This is a genomic window from Bradyrhizobium sp. SZCCHNS3002 (assembly GCF_032377435.1).
GTDB lineage: Bacteria > Pseudomonadota > Alphaproteobacteria > Rhizobiales > Xanthobacteraceae > Bradyrhizobium.
Genome location: NZ_JAUHHY010000002.1, coordinates 525,171 through 542,545 on the forward strand (window position 1 = coordinate 525,171; position 17,375 = coordinate 542,545).

General features: G+C 65.9%; 14 protein-coding genes. 3 read left to right on the plus strand and 11 right to left on the minus strand.

What is annotated here, in order from left to right:
* Positions 1 to 101: 101 nt before the first annotated feature.
* From QW845_RS06835 to sdhC, 9 genes are all read right to left on the minus strand, one after another.
* Positions 102 to 320, minus strand: a complete 219-nt coding sequence (locus tag QW845_RS06835; protein ID WP_315800846.1) for a hypothetical protein — start codon at positions 318 to 320, stop codon at positions 102 to 104.
* On the minus strand, positions 320 to 805 hold the full coding sequence (locus QW845_RS06840) for a pyridoxamine 5'-phosphate oxidase family protein (protein WP_315800847.1): 486 nt from the start codon (positions 803 to 805) through the stop codon (positions 320 to 322). Before QW845_RS06840 ends, QW845_RS06835 begins: the two co-directional genes overlap by 1 nt.
* Before the next feature lie 86 nt (positions 806 to 891).
* Positions 892 to 1,719, minus strand: coding sequence for an FkbM family methyltransferase (locus QW845_RS06845; protein WP_315800848.1), 828 nt, complete (start codon positions 1,717 to 1,719; stop codon positions 892 to 894).
* Positions 1,720 to 1,838: 119 nt separating this feature from the next.
* Entirely contained in the window at positions 1,839 to 3,794 is a 1,956-nt protein-coding gene (locus QW845_RS06850; RefSeq protein ID WP_315800849.1) for an ABC transporter ATP-binding protein/permease, read from the minus strand.
* A gap of 64 nt (positions 3,795 to 3,858) precedes the next feature.
* Positions 3,859 to 6,009 (minus strand): ATP-binding protein, encoded by a 2,151-nt coding sequence (locus tag QW845_RS06855; RefSeq protein ID WP_315800850.1) that lies wholly within the window; start codon positions 6,007 to 6,009, stop codon positions 3,859 to 3,861.
* 116 nt (positions 6,010 to 6,125) lie between these two features.
* Complete coding sequence (locus tag QW845_RS06860) at positions 6,126 to 6,908, minus strand: succinate dehydrogenase iron-sulfur subunit (RefSeq protein ID WP_315800851.1); 783 nt, start codon at positions 6,906 to 6,908, stop codon at positions 6,126 to 6,128.
* A gap of 48 nt (positions 6,909 to 6,956) precedes the next feature.
* On the minus strand, positions 6,957 to 8,795 hold the full coding sequence (gene sdhA / locus QW845_RS06865; protein WP_315800852.1) for a succinate dehydrogenase flavoprotein subunit: 1,839 nt from the start codon (positions 8,793 to 8,795) through the stop codon (positions 6,957 to 6,959).
* A 3-nt stretch (positions 8,796 to 8,798) separates the two neighbouring features.
* Positions 8,799 to 9,173 carry a succinate dehydrogenase, hydrophobic membrane anchor protein gene (gene sdhD / locus QW845_RS06870; protein WP_315800930.1) on the minus strand — a complete coding sequence of 125 codons (375 nt, stop codon included), beginning with the start codon at positions 9,171 to 9,173 and terminating at the stop codon, positions 8,799 to 8,801.
* Between the two features lie 20 nt (positions 9,174 to 9,193).
* Positions 9,194 to 9,592 carry a succinate dehydrogenase, cytochrome b556 subunit gene (gene sdhC, locus QW845_RS06875; RefSeq protein WP_315800853.1) on the minus strand — a complete coding sequence of 133 codons (399 nt, stop codon included), beginning with the start codon at positions 9,590 to 9,592 and terminating at the stop codon, positions 9,194 to 9,196.
* A gap of 555 nt (positions 9,593 to 10,147) precedes the next feature.
* Here sdhC and QW845_RS06880 point away from each other — a divergent pair.
* Positions 10,148 to 10,405 carry a hypothetical protein gene (locus tag QW845_RS06880; RefSeq protein ID WP_315800854.1) on the plus strand — a complete coding sequence of 86 codons (258 nt, stop codon included), beginning with the start codon at positions 10,148 to 10,150 and terminating at the stop codon, positions 10,403 to 10,405.
* A gap of 7 nt (positions 10,406 to 10,412) precedes the next feature.
* Here the strand turns inward: QW845_RS06880 and QW845_RS06885 are convergent, their stop codons facing one another.
* Entirely contained in the window at positions 10,413 to 11,939 is a 1,527-nt protein-coding gene (locus QW845_RS06885; protein ID WP_315800855.1) for a malonyl-CoA synthase, read from the minus strand.
* 179 nt (positions 11,940 to 12,118) lie between these two features.
* On the opposite strand from QW845_RS06885, the gene QW845_RS06890 reads away from it, so the two are divergent.
* Complete coding sequence (locus QW845_RS06890) at positions 12,119 to 12,877, plus strand: SDR family oxidoreductase (protein ID WP_315800856.1); 759 nt, start codon at positions 12,119 to 12,121, stop codon at positions 12,875 to 12,877.
* Positions 12,878 to 14,123: 1,246 nt separating this feature from the next.
* Here QW845_RS06890 and bamA read toward each other — a convergent pair.
* Entirely contained in the window at positions 14,124 to 16,625 is a 2,502-nt protein-coding gene (gene bamA / locus QW845_RS06895; protein ID WP_315800857.1) for an outer membrane protein assembly factor BamA, read from the minus strand.
* Between bamA and QW845_RS06900 the strand changes: the two genes are divergently transcribed.
* Entirely contained in the window at positions 16,576 to 16,764 is a 189-nt protein-coding gene (locus QW845_RS06900; protein WP_315800934.1) for a hypothetical protein, read from the plus strand. The genes bamA and QW845_RS06900 overlap by 50 nt on opposite strands.
* Positions 16,765 to 17,375 lie beyond the last annotated feature (611 nt).

Genomic DNA, 17,375 nt, shown 5'->3' on the forward strand with positions numbered 1-17,375 from the left:
CATTCAGCCTTGATTTTCAAGGGCTTGGCGTAACCGCAGAGATGCGGACCGGCTCGCGGCCAAGCCCTTGGCAGGCGATCATCATGACCGTCCAATCGCGGTCAATCCGTGGCCGGATTCGGTGTGGTGGGACCGAGCGGCCCTCGGCCGGGGATTTCGTCCGGCGTCGGCCCTGGCAGCTCGCGCGGCGGCGCCGGCGCATCAGGCTCGTACACCGGCGGCGGAATGTCGGGCTGCGGATTGCCGACCGGGTCTTCCTGCGGCGGTTCAACCGGATGGCCCGGCGTCGCCGGCGGAATCTCTGGCGGTTCGATCGGCATCACATCGCGACCTTGCGGTTGTCGCCGAGGTCGGGACGCGTGCCGGTCACCGCGGCCGCCGCCATCTTGACGTAGCTCACGACCGTGCCGGGCGAATCCCAGAACTCGGCGTCATCAGGCGTGATCTTCAACAGGCGGATGTTCGGATCCTCGGCGCTGTCCCACCAAGCCTTGGCCGGCGTCGAGAAGAGCTCCCGGATCTTGCCGCGATCGTTGGAGACGGCTGCCGTGCCCGTCAGCGAGACGTATTTCTGGGCTCCGGCGTCCGCAAACGACAGATTGATCTGCGGCGACCGCGCGATCTCCTCGTCCTTGTGACGCCGCGCGTCGGTGAGGAAATAGATCATGTTCTCGTCGCGCGCGAGATAGGCGCTCATCGGCCGTGCTCGCAGCCTGTCACCGTCGCGGGTGACCAGCATCGCAAATCCGATCTTCTTCATCAGGTCCCAAACGCGATCCTGATCGCGCGCGTCGTCATTGCTCATGGCCGGCTCCCTTGATGTCAGGGCCGACAACGCAGCGTGGGGCGCCGCGTTCCGGACGTAGCAGGGAAAGCGGACGGATGCGCGGTTCAGCCGCGCAGCAGCAGCGTGTTGCTGCGGGTGCGGCCGCTCTCGCGGTAACCGCGGCCGAGCATGTCGGCGAGGCAGTCGTTCTGCCATTCGTCGCGCGACAGATGTTCGATGACCACCGCCCGCGGCCACAAGGCGGCAGGCGCGTCACGGAAGAAGCAGGTCAGCACGCGGTCCTCGAAACCTTCCACGTCGATCTTCAGCGCGTCGACCTTGGTCGCTCCGGCCTGTTCGAGGATGGTCTGCAGCCGCAACGATGGGACCTTGAATGCCTCCGCTCCGGCCTCGCCGATCACGATATGGCTGGCGCCGAGATTGTCACCGTCCGTCTCGATCATCACCTCGCCGTCGCTGTCGCCTGCGGCCGCTGCCACCAGCCTGACCTGCGACAGCGCGGACGCAGCACGGTTGAAGCTCAGCCGCGCATGCGTGACCGGATGCGGCTCCACCGCGATCACGAGGCCGTCGGGCCCGACGTGACGGGCCAGCGGCAAGGCGAACGTTCCGACATTGGCGCCGATATCCACCACCACGCCGCCCTGCGGAACGTGGCTGCGCAGGAAATCCAGCTCCTCGCGATTGTAGTCGGGATTGAACAGCGCCCCGCGCTCGGTCGCACTGAGCTGATGGTAGAAGCGGAAACTGGCGCCCTGATAGCCGACGTCAACGGGGCCCGCCCCGAGCACATTGACGACGCGCGTCAACATCGGCCGGAACACGCCGCGCTTGAGCCCGGAGCCGTGCGCCAGCCGGATCACCAGCGCCTGGGCGGCGTTGGGAGCGAAGGCACCAAAGGGAGGCGGAGAAGGATCGTTGTCGGGCGTCAAGGTCGCGTCCTGGGCTGAAGGCGACGTGTGATAGCCGGTTTCGCTGCGATCTCCAATGCAGGCGGCGTGTCCGCATTGTGTCGTCACCGGGACAGCGCTGCGGCAGGGGCGCGAGGCGCTCAGGCTGCCTTGCGCTGGCGCAGGAAACGTCCGATGAGGCGACGCTTCCCCTTGCGCGGAATGAGGTCGATGTCGCTGACGAGCTTGGCGCCGCCCTTGCGCCGCTCGAGCACGATCTTGCGGCTGTGGAAGGCCTCCAGCTCCACCCGGTGCGCCACGCTCACGATGGTCGCCTTCGGCAGCTCGCTCGTCACCATCTCCATCATCTTGTCCTGGCTCTTCTCGTCGAGCGCGGACGTCGCCTCATCGAGCACGACGATGTCGGGACTGTGCAGCAGCAGGCGCGCGAAGGCGAGGCGCTGCTTCTCGCCGCCGGAGAGCGTCTGGTCCCACGGCGCCTCCTCCTCGATCTTGTCCTTGAGATGATCGAGCCCGACCTTGTGCAGGGCTTCGCCGACCTGAGCCACGCTCCAGTCCTCGGCGGCGCCGGGATAGGCGACGGCCCGGCGCAGGCTGCCCGAGGGCACGTAGGGGCGCTGCGGCAGCATGAACAGCCGCCGGTCGGGATGGAAGTTGATGCTGCCGCCGCCCCACGGCCACAGGCCGGCAATGGCGCGCACCAGCGTGCTCTTGCCGGTGCCGGATTCGCCGGCGACCAGGAGGCGCTCGCCGGGATCGACGACGACCTCGGTTTCGCCGACCACGGCGGTGCCGTCGTCGAGCGTCACCTGCAGATCATTCAGACTGAGCATCGCTTCGCCGGCGGTCTCGCCGCGCTTGATGCGGCCAATGCCGTCGCCCCGCTCTGCACGCTCCAGCGCGTCGAGCGACATCATCAGCGAGGCGATGCGGCGGGCACAGGCGTTCCAATCCGCGAGACGCGGATAATTGTCGACCAGCCAGCCGAACGCAGTCTGCACGATCGTGAACGCGCTCGCGGCCTGCATCACCTGCCCGAGCGTCATGCTGCCGTCGAGAAATTTCGGCGCGCACAACAGCAGCGGCACGACCGGAGCGATGAGGCTGGAGCCCTGCGACACCAGCGTGGTGCGCATGTGCTGGCCGGCGAGCCGCGCCCATTGCTGCAGCACGTTGCCGAACGTCCGGTCGATGCCGGCGCGCTCTTCGGTCTCGCCGCCGAGCAGGGCGATGCTCTCGCCGTTTTCGCGGACGCGGGTCAGAGTATAGCGGAAATCGGCCTCGGCCTGGTTCTTGTCCTCGGACACCTGCACGAAGCGGCGGCCGATCGTCATGATCGAGCCCGAGGCGATGGCGGCGTACACGATCGCAGCAATGACCAGAAAACCGGGAATGGTGATCTCGGTCGCGCCGAGATGCAACGTCAGCGCGCCGCCGATGGTCCAGAGCACGACGATGAACGTCGCGGCCGACAGCAGCGCAGAGGTCACGCCGGCGATGAAGTCGACCGGCGAATCGGTTGCGACGCGCAGGTCCTCGGCGATCCGGTATTCCGGGTTCTTGTGGTCGCCGCTGACGAGATTGAGCTGATAGTAGCGCCCGCTGGTCAGCCAGCGGGTGATGACGCTGTTGGTCAGCCACGCGCGCCAACGCCGCTGGATCGCCATCCGCGCATAGACCTGGGCGACGCCGAGGATGACGCTGCCGATCGCGAGCGGGAAGAAGATCGCGGTGAGATGAAAGACGGTCGCCGAATCGCGTTTCTCGATCGCGTCGAAGATCGACCGATTCCAGACGTTGATGCCATACTGAAATCCGACAGTCGCAACGATCAGGACCAGCAGCCCGATCGTGAACGCCCACGCCAGACGGTCGCCGCTCCGGCCCCAATAACCGCGGGCGCTGATCCAGAACCGGGTCAGCAGATAGCGCTTGCGCAGTTGCTCGGCCTCTTCGGGCGACAGCTCCGGATCAGGCTCCACCAATTCGGGCGGCGGCGGCTCGACCTCAGCGCCATTCTCGGCCGCGATCTCGATGATCGGCGCCTTCTCGGGCGCATGTGCCGCTGGCCGCGCGATGTCCTGAACCTGTCCCATGGCGCGATAACAGCAACGCAACCAGAAGGTTCCCGTCCGGGTTCCCGCGCAATGCGTGCCGGTCTCACGGCACCTGCGTGTTCGGCGCCATGGGTGGGGCGCGATACAGCGGCACCGGAACGACCTTGTGCAGCACGCGCGACAATTCCTCGATCGAATAGGGCTTGCGCAACAGCTCGAAGCCATGCGTGCCCTGCTGCACCAGCACATGGCTGTAACCGCTCGCGAGCACGACCGGCACGTTGAGCTCGAGCCGCCTGATTTCCTCGGCAAGTTCCAGCCCGGTCATGCCGGGCATCACGACATCGGTGAAGACGACGTCGAATCGGCTGGTGCCGCCGATCAGCTCCTCCAGCGCGTCCCGGGCGTTGTCGACCAGCGTGGTCCGATAGCCGAGCTCGGCCAGCGCTTCGGTCGCCGACCTGCCGACGTCGATGTTGTCCTCGACCACCAGCACCGACATGCCTCGACCGCCGATCGGCTCGGCATGGCTGCCGTCCTCGCCGCGCTGTACCTGGGCTGGAGCGACGCGCGGCAGATAGAGCGTGAACGTCGCGCCGCGGCCCTTCTCGCTCGTGACCCCGATTTCGCCGCCGGACTGCTTGGCGAAGCCGAACACCTGCGAGAGGCCGAGGCCGGTGCCCTGGCCGATGGTCTTGGTCGTGAAGAACGGCTCGAAGATGCGTCCGAAATGCTCCGACGGGATGCCGACGCCGGTGTCCTGGACGTTGATGGCGACATAGCCCAGCGGCGGACGGTCATGCGGCGCCGCCGGAGTCGGCAGCGCCGCTGCGGGGGCGACGGTGATGCTGAGACGTCCCTGGCCGGCCATTGCGTCGCGGGCATTGACGGCCAGGTTGATCAGCGCCGTCTCGAACTGGCCAGCGTCGGAATTGACGTAGCACGGCTCGTCGGGAACAGAGATCACGACCTCGACGCGTGACCCGACCAGGGTCTTGGTCATGTCGCGCAGGGCGACGACGCTGCGGCCGATGTCGAAGACCTCGGGCTTCAGCGTCTGGCGCCGGGCGAACGCGAGGAGCTGCGCCGTGAGCTTCGATGCGCGCGCCACCGTATCCGAGATCGCGTCGATATAGCGCTGCCGCCGTTCGTCAGCCAGATCCGGCCGGCGCAACAGGTCGGCCGAGGCCCGGATCACGGTCAGCAGATTGTTGAAGTCGTGCGCGACGCCGCCGGTCAGTTGTCCCAGCGCCTCCATGCGCTGGCCGTGCTTGAGCGCATCCTCGGCCTCGAGGCGGCGGGCGGCCTCGACATGCAGGCGCTCGGTCCGCCGCTGGGCAAGGGTCAGGAAGACGACGAGCAGCGCGGTGGCCGGGATGCCGAAGATGAGGTGCCGGCCGATCGTGCCGAGCCAGCGGTTGCGGATGGTCGACGTCGCCAGCCCCGCCGAGACGTAGACCGGATAGCCGCCGAGCCGCTGATACCCGACGAGACGCTCGACGCCATCGACCGGCGATATCTCGGTGACGAGCTGCTCCGCATCTGCGGCCCCGGCGGGAATGTCGCTGGGCCCTGCAGCCGCGCCTCTCCCGCCGCCCGGGAAGCGCGCCAGGATGAGACCATCGAAGCGGCGCAGCGCGAAGTAGCTGCCGGGCGCCCGGCCGATCCGGGCGTAGAAGTGCTCGAAATAATCCGGCAGCACCGAGGCCTGGATGATACCGGTGAAGCTGCCGTCGTCGCTCTGGCGGCGGCGGCTGATGCTGAAGAACGGCGCGCCCTGATAGGGCGGCCGCGGCGTCAACCGCGCGCCGATGAAGGTGCCGATGCTGTCCTTGACGTGGGCGCTGAAGTAGTCGCGGTCGAGGAACGTCATGTCCGGCGCCGGATAGATCATGCTGTTGACCAGCGGCCGGCCATTGGCGTCGAACACCCAGGCGGACTTCATTTGCGGCAGCGCGTCCGACAATTGTCGCAACCGGGCGTGCAGCGCCTGCTCGCGCGCCTTGATGTCGGCATCCGACAGGTCGCGGACGACCTCGTCGATCTCCGAGAGGCTGCGCTCGATGGTCTCGAACACCTTCAGCGCGTGCTCGTGGACGATTTCGAGCGAGCGGCTGATCTCGCGATCGGCCTCCTCATATGTCGTGCCGTGGGAGACGTAGGCCGCGATCACGAACAGAGCGACAGGAAGCGCAAGTGACGCGACCATCATCCAGCGCAGCATCGTCAGCGATTTGCGTTGTGCGGTCTGCACGGTCGCTCCGGCCTCAAAGGGCCACAAGCTTAACGCAATCGACGGCGGCTACAAACTCGCTGCGCCCGGAACTTGTGCCGGTTCCGGGCGCATGATCGGTAAAGCTGTCCGCCCGGCTAGATCTGCCGCTCGACCAGCTTGAACTTGAGTTCCGCGATCGCCTCGGCGGGGTTCAGCCCCTTCGGGCAGGCCTTGGCGCAGTTCATGATGGTGTGGCAGCGGTACAGCCGGAACGGGTCCTCGAGATTGTCGAGCCGCTCGCCGGTGGCTTCGTCGCGGCTGTCCTTGACCCAGCGCGTCGCCTGCAGCAGCGCGGCGGGTCCGAGATAACGCTCGCTGTTCCACCAGTAGCTCGGGCACGAGGTCGAGCAGCAGGCGCACAGGATGCACTCGTAAAGGCCGTCGAGCTTCTCGCGATCCTCGTGGCTCTGCCGCCATTCCTTCTGCGGCGTCGGCGAGGTCGTCTTCAGCCAGGGCTCGATCGAGGCGTATTGCGCGTAGAAATTGGTGAGGTCGGGCACCAGGTCCTTCACGACGGGCTGATGCGGCAGCGGATTGATCTTGACCGCGCCGTCCTTCACGTCGTGCATCGAGCGGGTGCAGGCCAGGGTGTTCTGGCCGTCGATGTTCATCGCGCAGGAGCCGCACACACCCTCGCGGCAGGAGCGGCGGAAGGTCAGCGACGGATCGATGTGGTTCTTGATCCAGATGAGGCCGTCGAGCACCATCGGGCCGCAATCGTTGACGTCGACGTAGTAGGTGTCGACGCTCGGATTCTTGCCGTCGTCCGGATTCCAGCGATAGACCTTGAACTCGCGAACCTCGGTGGCACCGGCCGGCTTCGGCCAGGTCTTGCCGCCGGTGATCTGAGAATTCTTTGGAAGTGCGAACTCAGCCATTTCGGAAGGCCTTCTTGGGTTTGACGGTCGGGCTCAGGTCACACGCGATCAGTACACGCGCGCCTTCGGCGGAATGTACTGCACGTCGTTGGTCATGGTGTAGTTGTGCACCGGGCGGTAATCGATCGTCGTCTTGCCGTCCTTGCTGTCGATCCACGCCAGCGTGTGCTTCATCCAGTTCGTGTCGTCGCGATCCGGAAAATCCTCGCGCGCATGGGCGCCGCGGCTCTCGGTGCGATTGACGGCCGAGTCCATCGTCACGACCGCCTGCGCGATCAGATTGTCGAACTCGAGCGTCTCGATCAGGTCGGAATTCCACACCAGCGAGCGGTCAGACACGGCGATGTCGCCGATGCCGCCATACACCTTGTGGATCAGGTTATGGCCTTCCTGCAGCACCTCGCCGGTGCGGAACACGGCGCAGTTGGTCTGCATCACGTTCTGCATGCTCTCGCGCAGCTTCGCGGTCGGCGTGCCGCCGGAGGCATGGCGATAATGGTCGAGCCGGCCGAGCGCCTTGTCGGCGGAGTCCTTCGGCAGGTCCGGCTGCTTGCCGTTCGGCGTCAGCTTCTCCGCCAGTCGCAGCGCCGCCGCGCGGCCGAACACCACGAGGTCGATCAGGGAGTTCGAGCCGAGCCGGTTGGCGCCGTGCACGGAGACGCAGGCGGCCTCTCCCACCGCCATCAGGCCGGGGACGATCGCGTTGTCGTCGCCGTCCTTCTTGGTCAGCACCTCGGCGTGATAGTTGGTCGGGATGCCGCCCATGTTGTAGTGCACCGTCGGCACGATCGGGATCGGCTCGCGGGTGACGTCGACATTGGCGAAGATCTTGGCCGATTCAGAGATGCCGGGCAGACGCTCGGCCAGCACCTTCGGATCGAGATGGTCGAGATGCAGGAAGATGTGGTCCTTCTTCCGGCCGACGCCGCGGCCTTCGCGGATCTCGATGGTCATCGCGCGGGAGACGACGTCGCGCGAGGCGAGGTCCTTGGCGGATGGCGCGTAGCGCTCCATGAAGCGTTCGCCCTCGGCGTTGACGAGATAGCCGCCTTCGCCGCGCGCGCCTTCGGTGACCAGACAGCCGGAGCCGTAGATGCCGGTCGGGTGGAACTGCACGAACTCCATGTCCTGCAGCGGCAGGCCGGCGCGCAGCGCCATGCCGCCACCGTCACCGGTGCAGGTGTGCGCCGAGGTGCAGGAGGCAAAGGCGCGTCCATAGCCGCCCGTCGCCAGGATCGTGGTCTGTGCGCGGAAGCGGTGCAGCGTGCCGTCGTCGAGCTTCAGCGCGATGACGCCACGGCAGACGCCCTGGTCGTCCATGATCAGGTCGATGGCGAAGAACTCGATGAAGAACTCCGCGGCGTGCCGCAGCGACTGGCCGTACATCGTGTGGAGCATCGCGTGGCCGGTGCGGTCGGCGGCGGCGCAGGTGCGCTGCGCCTGGCCCTTGCCGTAGTCCAGGGTCATGCCGCCGAACGGCCGCTGGTAGATCTTGCCGTCCTCGGTGCGCGAGAACGGCACGCCCCAATGCTCGAGCTCATAGACGGCCTCGGGCGCGTTGCGCACCATGTATTCGATCGCGTCCTGGTCGCCGAGCCAATCCGACCCCTTGACGGTGTCGTACATGTGCCAGCGCCAGTCGTCCTGGTGCATGTTGCCGAGCGAGGCCGAGATGCCGCCCTGCGCCGCCACGGTGTGCGAGCGGGTCGGAAACACCTTGGTGATGCAGGCGGTGCGCAGGCCCGCCTCGCTGCAGCCGACGACGGCGCGCAGGCCCGCGCCACCGGCACCGACCACGACGACGTCGTAGGTGTGGTCCTCGATCGGATAGGCTTTTCCGTTCGTCGCGGGCGCGCCGTTCGCGCTGCCATTTGCTCCGCCGGCCATGGGCTAGACTCCAGTGGACAGTTTGATGAGGGCGTAGATCGAGGCGAGCGCCACGGTCACCGCGAAGAAGTTGTTGGCCATGATCGCAACGAGCTTGAGCGGCTCGCTGTGGACGTAGTCCTCGATCACGACCTGCATGCCGATCTTCATGTGCCAGCAGCTCGCGATCACGAACAGCAGCATGATCACGGCGATCGGAATCGAGCCCAGGATCTGGACCGCGCCGGCCTGGTTGCGGCCGAGCAGCATGATCACGACCACGACGACCGGCACGATCAGCAGGGTCATGGCGACGGCGGTGATGCGCTGGCGCCAGAAGTCGCCGGTGCCGGAATGCGCTGCGCCGAGGTTGCGGACGCGGCCGAGCGGGGTCCGCATCGATTTCGCGCGTGCGTTGCTCATCGGCCGCCTCCCACCGCGTAAGCCACGATCCACACCAGGACGGTCAAGGTGATGCCGCCGATCAGGGCACCCCAGGTCAGCGCCTCGCGCTCATTGGGCTTGAAGCCGTAGCCGAGGTCCCAGACGAAGTGGCGGATGCCGGACAGCAGGTGGTGCAGCAGCGCCCAGGTGTAGCCGAACACGATCAGGCGGCCGAGGAAGCTGCCCATGAAGCCCTGGACGTAGGAGTAGGCGCTGGGACCAGACGCGGCGGCGATCAACCACCAGGCCAGCAGCAGCGTCCCGAAATATAGTGCAACCCCGGTGGCGCGATGGACGATCGAGAGGATCATCGTCAACGTCCAGCGGTAGGTTTGCAGATGCGGCGAAAGCGGTCGTTCGATCCTGGCTGTCATTGGTTGCTTTGATGATTTCTTGTGGGCCGTGAACGCGGGGGGCTTGCGGCCGTGTGGATCGGCAAGGCGGCCTTTATTTACGGAGAAGGAACAGGCGTTGCAACGAACAAATCGCTCAAAATAGAACGCAGATTCAGTACTAGGCGGCCCGAAGGAAAAGGATCAATCGCCGCCGTGGTATACCAGAAACCGGTCGCGACTGGATGCAGCGAACCACTATTCATTGCTACCTCCTCTCCCCGGCCGTTGCCAACGTGGCGGAACAGCTGAATAGCGCCGATCGCCGAGCACTGATTCACCGCTTAACGATGGTCCTGAGCGAGCGGTTTCGCGACAACAGCCAGCGCCATCTGATGATTCTGCAAACCTGCCCGGAGCGATACGCGGAGCAACAACCTGTCTCGGCGCCGGCCCGCGCGGCAGCAAAAGCGCCTCGATCTCCCGCGTTCCTCGCCGCGCACATGGCCCTCCGCCGGTCGATTTTGCCGCATGTCGCCACCCGGCGAAGCAGCCTAGTCTCGACGAGGTGCAACAGACGCGGTGCAGGGAGCCTCGATGCCGCTGCCGACGGTGCGACCGACAGCCACTGAACGCCCGGCGGAACTGCCGGCGCGCAAGGTGTCGTCGCACGAGCCCGTCGAGGAGCCCCTGACCTGCGTGCTCGGCTTCGCCGCCGCCGGCCTGTTCGCCGCCTGTCTCGCGCTGGCCATCCAGCATGAGATTGCCTCGCTCGCCGTGCTCGAATTCGTGCTGATCTGCGCCGCGCCGCCGCTGGCCGCGCTCGCCGGCCTCGCGATCGGACGACGGCGCTAGGCCGCCGTCACTTCGTATAAATGTCCTTGTACTGATCACGCAGCACGTTCTTCTGCACCTTGCTCATCGCGTTGCGCGGCAGCTCGTCGACCACGAATACGCGCTTGGGCATCTTGAATTTCGCCAGTCGGCCGTCGAGACCCTCGAGCACCCCCGCCTCGGTGACGTCGGCGCCGGGATGGCGGACCACGACGGCAGTGACACCTTCGCCGAAATCAGGATGCGGCACGCCGATGACGGCGGACTCGACCACGCCGGGCATGGCGTCGATCTCGCTCTCGATCTCCTTCGGATAGACGTTGAAGCCGCCGGAGATCACGAGATCCTTGCCGCGCCCGACGATGTGGACGTAGCCCTGTTTGTCGATCTTGCCGAGATCGCCGGTGATGAAGAAACCGTCGTCGCGGAATTCCGACTTGGTCTTCTCCGGCATGCGCCAATAGCCCTTGAACACGTTCGGGCCCTTCACCTCGATCATGCCGATCTCGTCGCGCGCCAGCTCCTTCGCGGTCTCCGGATCGGTGACGCGCACCGAGACTCCGGGCAGCGGGAAGCCGACCGCGCCGGGCACGCGCTCGCCCTCATACGGGTTCGACGTGTTCATGTTGGTCTCGGTCATGCCGTAGCGCTCGAGCACGGCATGGCCGGTGCGCGCGAACCATTCGCGGTGCGTGTCGGCGAGCAGCGGCGCCGAGCCGGAGACGAAGAGACGCATGTGACTGGTCGTCTCCTTCGACAGCCGCGGGTTCTGCAACAGCCGCGTGTAGAAGGTCGGAACGCCCATCAGCACGGTGGCGCGCGCCATCAGATTGATGATCAGGTCGGGATCGAGCTTGGGCAGGAAGATCATCGAGGCCCGCGCGAACAGCGTCACGTTGCTGGCCACGAACAGGCCGTGGGTGTGATAGATCGGCAGCGCGTGGATCAGCACGTCGTCCTTGGTGAAGCGCCAGTAGTCGATCAGGGTCAGCGAGTTCGAGGCGAGATTGTCGTGAGACAGCATCGCGCCCTTCGAGCGGCCGGTCGTGCCCGACGTATAGAGGATCGCCGCCAGATCATCGGCACCGCGCGGCACGGTGGTGAACGCGGTCTCCGCCTTGTCGGCGGCCTCGGTCAGCGAGCCCCTGCCGGAGGCATCCAGTGTCTCCACCTTGGCGCCGACCTTGGCCGCGAGCGCACCGATGCCCTCGGCCTTGGCAGGATCGCAGACCACCACGGTCGGCTCGGCATCGCCGATGAAATAGTCGAGCTCGTTGAGCGTGTAGGCGGTGTTGAGCGGCAGATAGACGCCGCCGGCGCGGACCGTGGCGAGATAGAGCACCAGGCCGGACACCGACTTCTCGGTCTGCGCCGCCACGCGATCTCCGGGCTTGACGCCACGGGCCACCAGCACGTTCGCCATCTGGCCCGCACGCGCGATCAGATCGCCGTAGGTGATGCGCTGGCCGTCATGGGTCTCGATCGCGAGACGGCTGGGATCGTCGAGACCGTCGAACAGGCGGGAGAACAGGTTGGCGTTGGCGGCTTGGTTCATGCGACATTCCCCTGGAGCGGTGGCCCGCCGGCAGTGCCAGCCTGCGGAACATGATGCTCGACGAAGACGAAAAGGGCTGGGACGGCGGATGGCACCGGCGATGTCGCCAGGGTTGCCGTCTCTGATCGAGGCTGCCTTAGCAAAAACGCCCTTTCAAAGGCAACGGGAGACGCCAAGATATGACCAAAGGGAAACGGATCGCGTGGATCACGGGCGGCGGCACGGGGATCGGCGAGGCCGGCGCGCTGGCGCTGGCGTCCGATGGCTGGACGGTCGTGGTGTCGGGCCGTCGCAAGGCGGCGCTCGACTCCGTGGTGGCGCGAGTCGCGGCGAGCGGCGGCACAGCCGAGGCTGTCGTGCTCGACGTCGCCAAGGCGGCGGACGTGCAGGCCGCCGCCGATGCCATCCTGATGCGGCACGGCCGCATCGATCTCCTTGTGAACTCCGCCGGCGTCAACGTGCCGAGGCGGCGCTGGGACGACATGACGCTCGACGGCTGGAACCAGCTGGTCGAGATCAATCTCAACGGCGTGCTGTATTGCATGAAGGCGGTGCTGCCGGCGATGCGCGCGCAAGCGGACGGCACCATCATCAACGTCTCGTCCTGGGCCGGGCGCCACGTCTCGAAGATGCCGGGGCCGGCCTACACCTCGACCAAGCACGCGGTGCTCGCGCTGACGCACTCCTTCAACATGGAAGAATGTGTGAATGGCTTGCGCGCATGCTGCCTGATGCCGGGCGAAGTCGCGACGCCGATCCTGGAGCAGCGCCCGGTGGTGCCGAGCGCGGAGGAGCAGGCGCGGATGCTGCAGCCGGAGGATCTCGGCCGCACCATTGCTTTCGTCGCGAACATGCCGCCGCGCGTGTGCATCAACGAGATCCTGATCAGCCCGACTTGGAATCGTGGGTTCATCCAGACGCCGGGCAACAGGGATTGAGGGGGCTTGCATATCAAACATGCCGAACGTTCCCTACAACGACAGAGGACCTCGGGCCTGGTCTCACGGGATAACCACTGTCGGGCGGGCCTATCACGCGCGACCCCACCGGTGTCGTCCCCGCGAACGCGGGGACCCATACCGCGTGATGTCTGAAACAGGCAGGCGGCCAGTATCGAGCACGACAATTTAGCCCTGTGGTTATGGGTCCCGGATCTGCGCGCTTCGCGCTTGTCCGGGACGACAGTGGAGGTTGGCGCATCGAGCGCCGCCTCCGAAAAGCAGATTGAAATCGTGCGGTCTCATCCTCGCGACACGGTGCGCCCGAGCTGTGCTGAAACTCATCGCCCTCAAACAAACAGAGGGCGCAGGGAAGGCCGGGCGCTGGCCGCGCCCGTGGCCCGCCTGCGAAAGAAAATGCAGGCGGCAGGTACCACAGGTCTGGCCGAACACACCCGGCCCTCCCTGCGCAACGGTTTTAACGGCTGCTTCGCGTTCTCCCTGGTGCGCCGGCTTGCTGGCCACCATCACGAGCGCGACACGCCAGGGCATCGCCACCCGCTTGATATCAGCGTCGGGATATCAGGACCGCGCGACTTGACCGTGCGTGCATCGCCGTTCGTCCGCGCAGACTGATCCACGCTGCAGCAACACACGCCCATCGCATCCCACTGCCAACGTCTCGTGACGGTCGCGACACGCCCCTCATGCGGCAGCAGGGACGCGCGGAAATGTGCAGGTGATTTGCCCGACGGCACAAGGCCGAATATCGCGACAAACTAACACGACGGGCAGTTTGCGCATGGGAGGAATGCGGGCGACGTCACGCGATCTCGCATGAGACCGACAGCCACATCGTCCGCTTCTACGGCCGAGACCTCGGCCTCATCGACCGCGACCGCCGTTTCCTGCGCTTTGCTCCGCCGCGTGCGCGGCTCCGCGTCGCGCAGGAAACGGCGGAGACAAAACAGCAGTGATCGAATACTGTCAGGAGTCAGCCCGGTCCAAAATGTCAGGGATCAACCCGGTCGGTCAGGGCGATGAATCCAGTGGCGCGCGTCGTACGATCAGCAAAACGGCTGGCCCGTCGCTATCAAGACATGGGCATCGACTCTCATCGGCAGCGGAATTCGTGGACCCCCCACCCCCGACCCCTCCCCGCAAGGGGGAGGGGTGCGCACCGCGGTTGGAATTGGCGGGCGAGGTTCAAACGCTCAAGGATCGATCAGGCAATCTGCACCCGCCCTCAGAACGACGTGCCGCCGCCGAACCGGAATTCCTGGGTGACGTCGTATTTGCCCTTGGACAGCGGCACCGCGTAGTCGAAGCGGAGCGGGCCGAACGGGGAGGCCCAGATCAGGCCGACGCCGACGGAGGAGCGCACGACCTTGCTGTCGTCATACAGCATGCCGCATTTGCAGGCGGCCGAATTGACCTCGCCGGTGGCGGCCCAGGAGGTCGGGCCCTGATAGCCCCACAGCGAGCCGGCGTCGGCATAGACGGCGCCCTTGAGGCCGACTTCCTTGGGCAGGAACCAGAACGGCATCTGCAGCTCGGCGGAGGCGCCCCAATATTTGGTGCCGCCCAGCGAATCGCCGGTGGCGCCGAGGCTGCGATAGGTGATGTCGCGCGGCCCGATGCCGTTGGACGCGAAGCCGCGCACCAGCGTCGGGCCCATCTGGTAGTGGTCGAGCATGCGCAGGTCCTTGTCGCCGATCTTGTTCAGCATGCCGCCCTGCAGATGGATGACGCTGACGATATCGGCGACCAGCGGGGTGTAATATTTCGCGTCCACCGCCGACTTCAGATAGCTGACATTGCCGCCGACGCCGGCGAAATCCTGCCGCCAGTCGATCAGCAGGCCGTCGGTCGGGTTCTTGGTGTTGTCGAGCGTGTTGTAGGTAAGAGTGTAGCCGAGCGCCGAGGTCAGCGCGGCGCCGTCATTCAGCTCCTTGCGCACCGCCAGGCTGGATTCGCCGTCGCCGTAGCAGCCATAGCCATAGACGCCGGAGCTGGTCGCGTTGGTCGGATCGACGCCGCCGAGCACGCTCTGGATATAGGCCGGGGTCGGATTGAAGGCGAGCAGGCCGTTGGCGTTGTTGTTGTTGCAGTTCGCCAGATAGGACGGCAGCGTGATCTCCTGCCGGTACAGCGAGTAGCGCAGCTGCAGCGACAGGTCCTCGCGCAGCTGGAAGCCGAGCCGCGGGCTGAAGCCGATCGTGCGCGTGCCGTAGCTCGTATAGCTGTTGGCGAGCTGCTGACGATAGGAGACGTCCAGCCCGAGCGCCACGCGGTAGTCCAGCAGATAGGGCTCGACAAAGGACAGCGACACGCCGCGGGTATATTGTCCGTAGGTGACCGCCGCCTTGGCGTACAGGCCGCGGCCGAGGAAATTGCGCTCGGAGATCGAGACCTCGGCCAGGGCGCCGTCGGTGGTGGAATAGCCGCCCGAGATCGAGAAATCGCCGGTCGACTTTTCCTCCAGATTGACCACGAGGATGACGCGGTCGCTCGACGAGCCCGGCTCTGCGGTGATCTTCACGTCCTTGAAGAAATCCAGGTTCTTCAGCCGGCGCTCGGCGCGATCGACCAGCGCGCGGTTGTAGGCGTCGCCCTCGGACAGATCGAACTCGCGCCGGATCACGTAGTCGCGGGTGCGGGTGTTGCCGCGGATGGTGATGCGCTCGATATAGGTGCGCGGGCCCTCGTCGACCTGGAACACGATCGCGACCGTATGCGCTTCCAGATTGCGGTCGCCGCGCGGACGCACGACGGCAAAGGCAAAGCCGCGACGCGAGGCCTCGATCTGCATCTCCTCGACCGACTTCTCGAGCTGCTCGACGTTGTAGAGCGCGCCGACATTGACGCGCGAATAGCCGCGCAGCGTGTTGGCGTCGAGCGCCGCGACGCTCGACTGGAACTGCACCGAGCTGACGCGGTATTGCTGGCCCTCCTCGATCTGGAACGTGACCAGGAACCCCTTCTGGTCCGGGTCATATTCGCTGAGCGCCGCGACGACCTGAACGTCCGCATAGCCGTTCTTCAGATAGAAGCGGCGGATCAGGTCGCGATCGGCCTCGACGCGATCGGGGTCGTAGACGTCGTTGTTGCCGAGGAAGCTGAGCCAGTTCGTCTGGTGGGTCTTGATCACGTCGCGCAGGCGCGCGGCGGAATAGGCGTTGTTGCCGACGAAGCTGATCGATTTCACACCGGTCTTGACGCCCTCTTCGATCGTGAAGACGAGGTCGACGCGGTTGTTGGGCTGCTCGATGATCTCGGGCGTGACGCGGACGTCGTAGCGGCCGGAGCGGCGGTAGATCTCGGCGATCCGCTGCGCGTCCGACTGAACCATCGGACGGGACAGCGTGCCACGCGGCTTCGACTGCACTTCCGCCGTGAGCTGCTCGTCCTTGACCTTCTTGTTGCCCTCGAAGGCGACGCGGCCGATCACGGGATTCTCGACCACGCGCACGATCAGCCGGCCGCCCTGCCGGTCGATCTTCACGTCGGCGAACAGGCCGGTCTGGACCAGGGCCTTGAGGCCGTCGTCGACCTGGCCGGCATCGAGCGTGCCGGCGGGACCCGGCTTAAAGTAGGAGCGGATGGTGTCGGATTCGACGCGCCTGTTACCCTCGACGGTGATCGCGCTGGCGACGGCGGGTGCCGCCGCGGCCATGCGGGGCAGCGAGGAAACGGGCATGGCCAGCAGCATCAGGGCAAGCACGCCCAGCAGTCTCAGACGCATCATCGACGCTCTTTCGAAAGTCAGAGTCCTCGGCGCGCAGACGTTCGTCGGCACGCCACCGGAATCGCTGATGCCCGTCAAAGATGGTCGCGATGCGCCGATCTCGTTTCGTGAAATGTCTGATGATGCTGGATGTGACTGAGTGTTTCCGGTCAGACAAGATTCTCGGGCCAACCGAGCGGCAGAGGGCATGAGCAGATAATAAGTGCGTCGCCCGCGCTGCGACCGGAAAGCCACGGCTGAGACGGACATCTCCGTTAAGCAATCGGCCCGGCCGCGCCGCATTCGGTGGCTTCCGAAATCAAATTCTACAAATCTTCGGAAATTGGCAATACGAGGGAAAAACGAGGGTGCTAATTGATCGTCATCCGAACTAAGCCCCCAAGTAGTTCGGCCAAGGCCCGGTGCGCGTAGATTCCCATTGATATTCCGGCGCACCGGGCCGCCCCTTTTTCCCTCGCGCGCGAGCCGATGGCCCGTAGGATGGGCAGAGGCGCGGTAGTGCCGCGGCTCCATCCGAGGTCGCGGCAGCGCCATGCCCACGGTCTGAGCGTGAATGCGCGGCGCGGCGGTGTGCAGGCCGCCGCCTTCGGCGGTCGCCTTGCCCTCCTACGGTTCCCGCCGCCCCACCCGAATCACCACAATGTCCGCCGCTGTTGCGAAATTGCCTCTGGATCGGGGCAGGAAAACCGATCAAAACGGGCGGCAGCGCCGATGGTTAATCGCGTCTTAACCTCGCCCCACCTATGGTGA

Coding starts and splice junctions, on each gene's coding strand:
- QW845_RS06890 (WP_315800856.1), top strand. CDS start 12,119: ATGACCAAAGGGAAACGGATCGCGTGGATCACGGGCGGCGGCACGGGG.
- QW845_RS06850 (WP_315800849.1), bottom strand. CDS start 3,794: ATGGGACAGGTTCAGGACATCGCGCGGCCAGCGGCACATGCGCCCGAG.
- QW845_RS06880 (WP_315800854.1), top strand. CDS start 10,148: ATGCCGCTGCCGACGGTGCGACCGACAGCCACTGAACGCCCGGCGGAA.
- QW845_RS06840 (WP_315800847.1), bottom strand. CDS start 805: ATGAGCAATGACGACGCGCGCGATCAGGATCGCGTTTGGGACCTGATG.
- sdhA (WP_315800852.1), bottom strand. CDS start 8,795: ATGGCCGGCGGAGCAAATGGCAGCGCGAACGGCGCGCCCGCGACGAAC.
- bamA (WP_315800857.1), bottom strand. CDS start 16,625: ATGATGCGTCTGAGACTGCTGGGCGTGCTTGCCCTGATGCTGCTGGCC.
- QW845_RS06835 (WP_315800846.1), bottom strand. CDS start 320: ATGCCGATCGAACCGCCAGAGATTCCGCCGGCGACGCCGGGCCATCCG.
- sdhC (WP_315800853.1), bottom strand. CDS start 9,592: ATGACAGCCAGGATCGAACGACCGCTTTCGCCGCATCTGCAAACCTAC.
- QW845_RS06885 (WP_315800855.1), bottom strand. CDS start 11,939: ATGAACCAAGCCGCCAACGCCAACCTGTTCTCCCGCCTGTTCGACGGT.
- sdhD (WP_315800930.1), bottom strand. CDS start 9,173: ATGCGGACCCCGCTCGGCCGCGTCCGCAACCTCGGCGCAGCGCATTCC.
- QW845_RS06900 (WP_315800934.1), top strand. CDS start 16,576: ATGGCCAGCAGCATCAGGGCAAGCACGCCCAGCAGTCTCAGACGCATC.
- QW845_RS06860 (WP_315800851.1), bottom strand. CDS start 6,908: ATGGCTGAGTTCGCACTTCCAAAGAATTCTCAGATCACCGGCGGCAAG.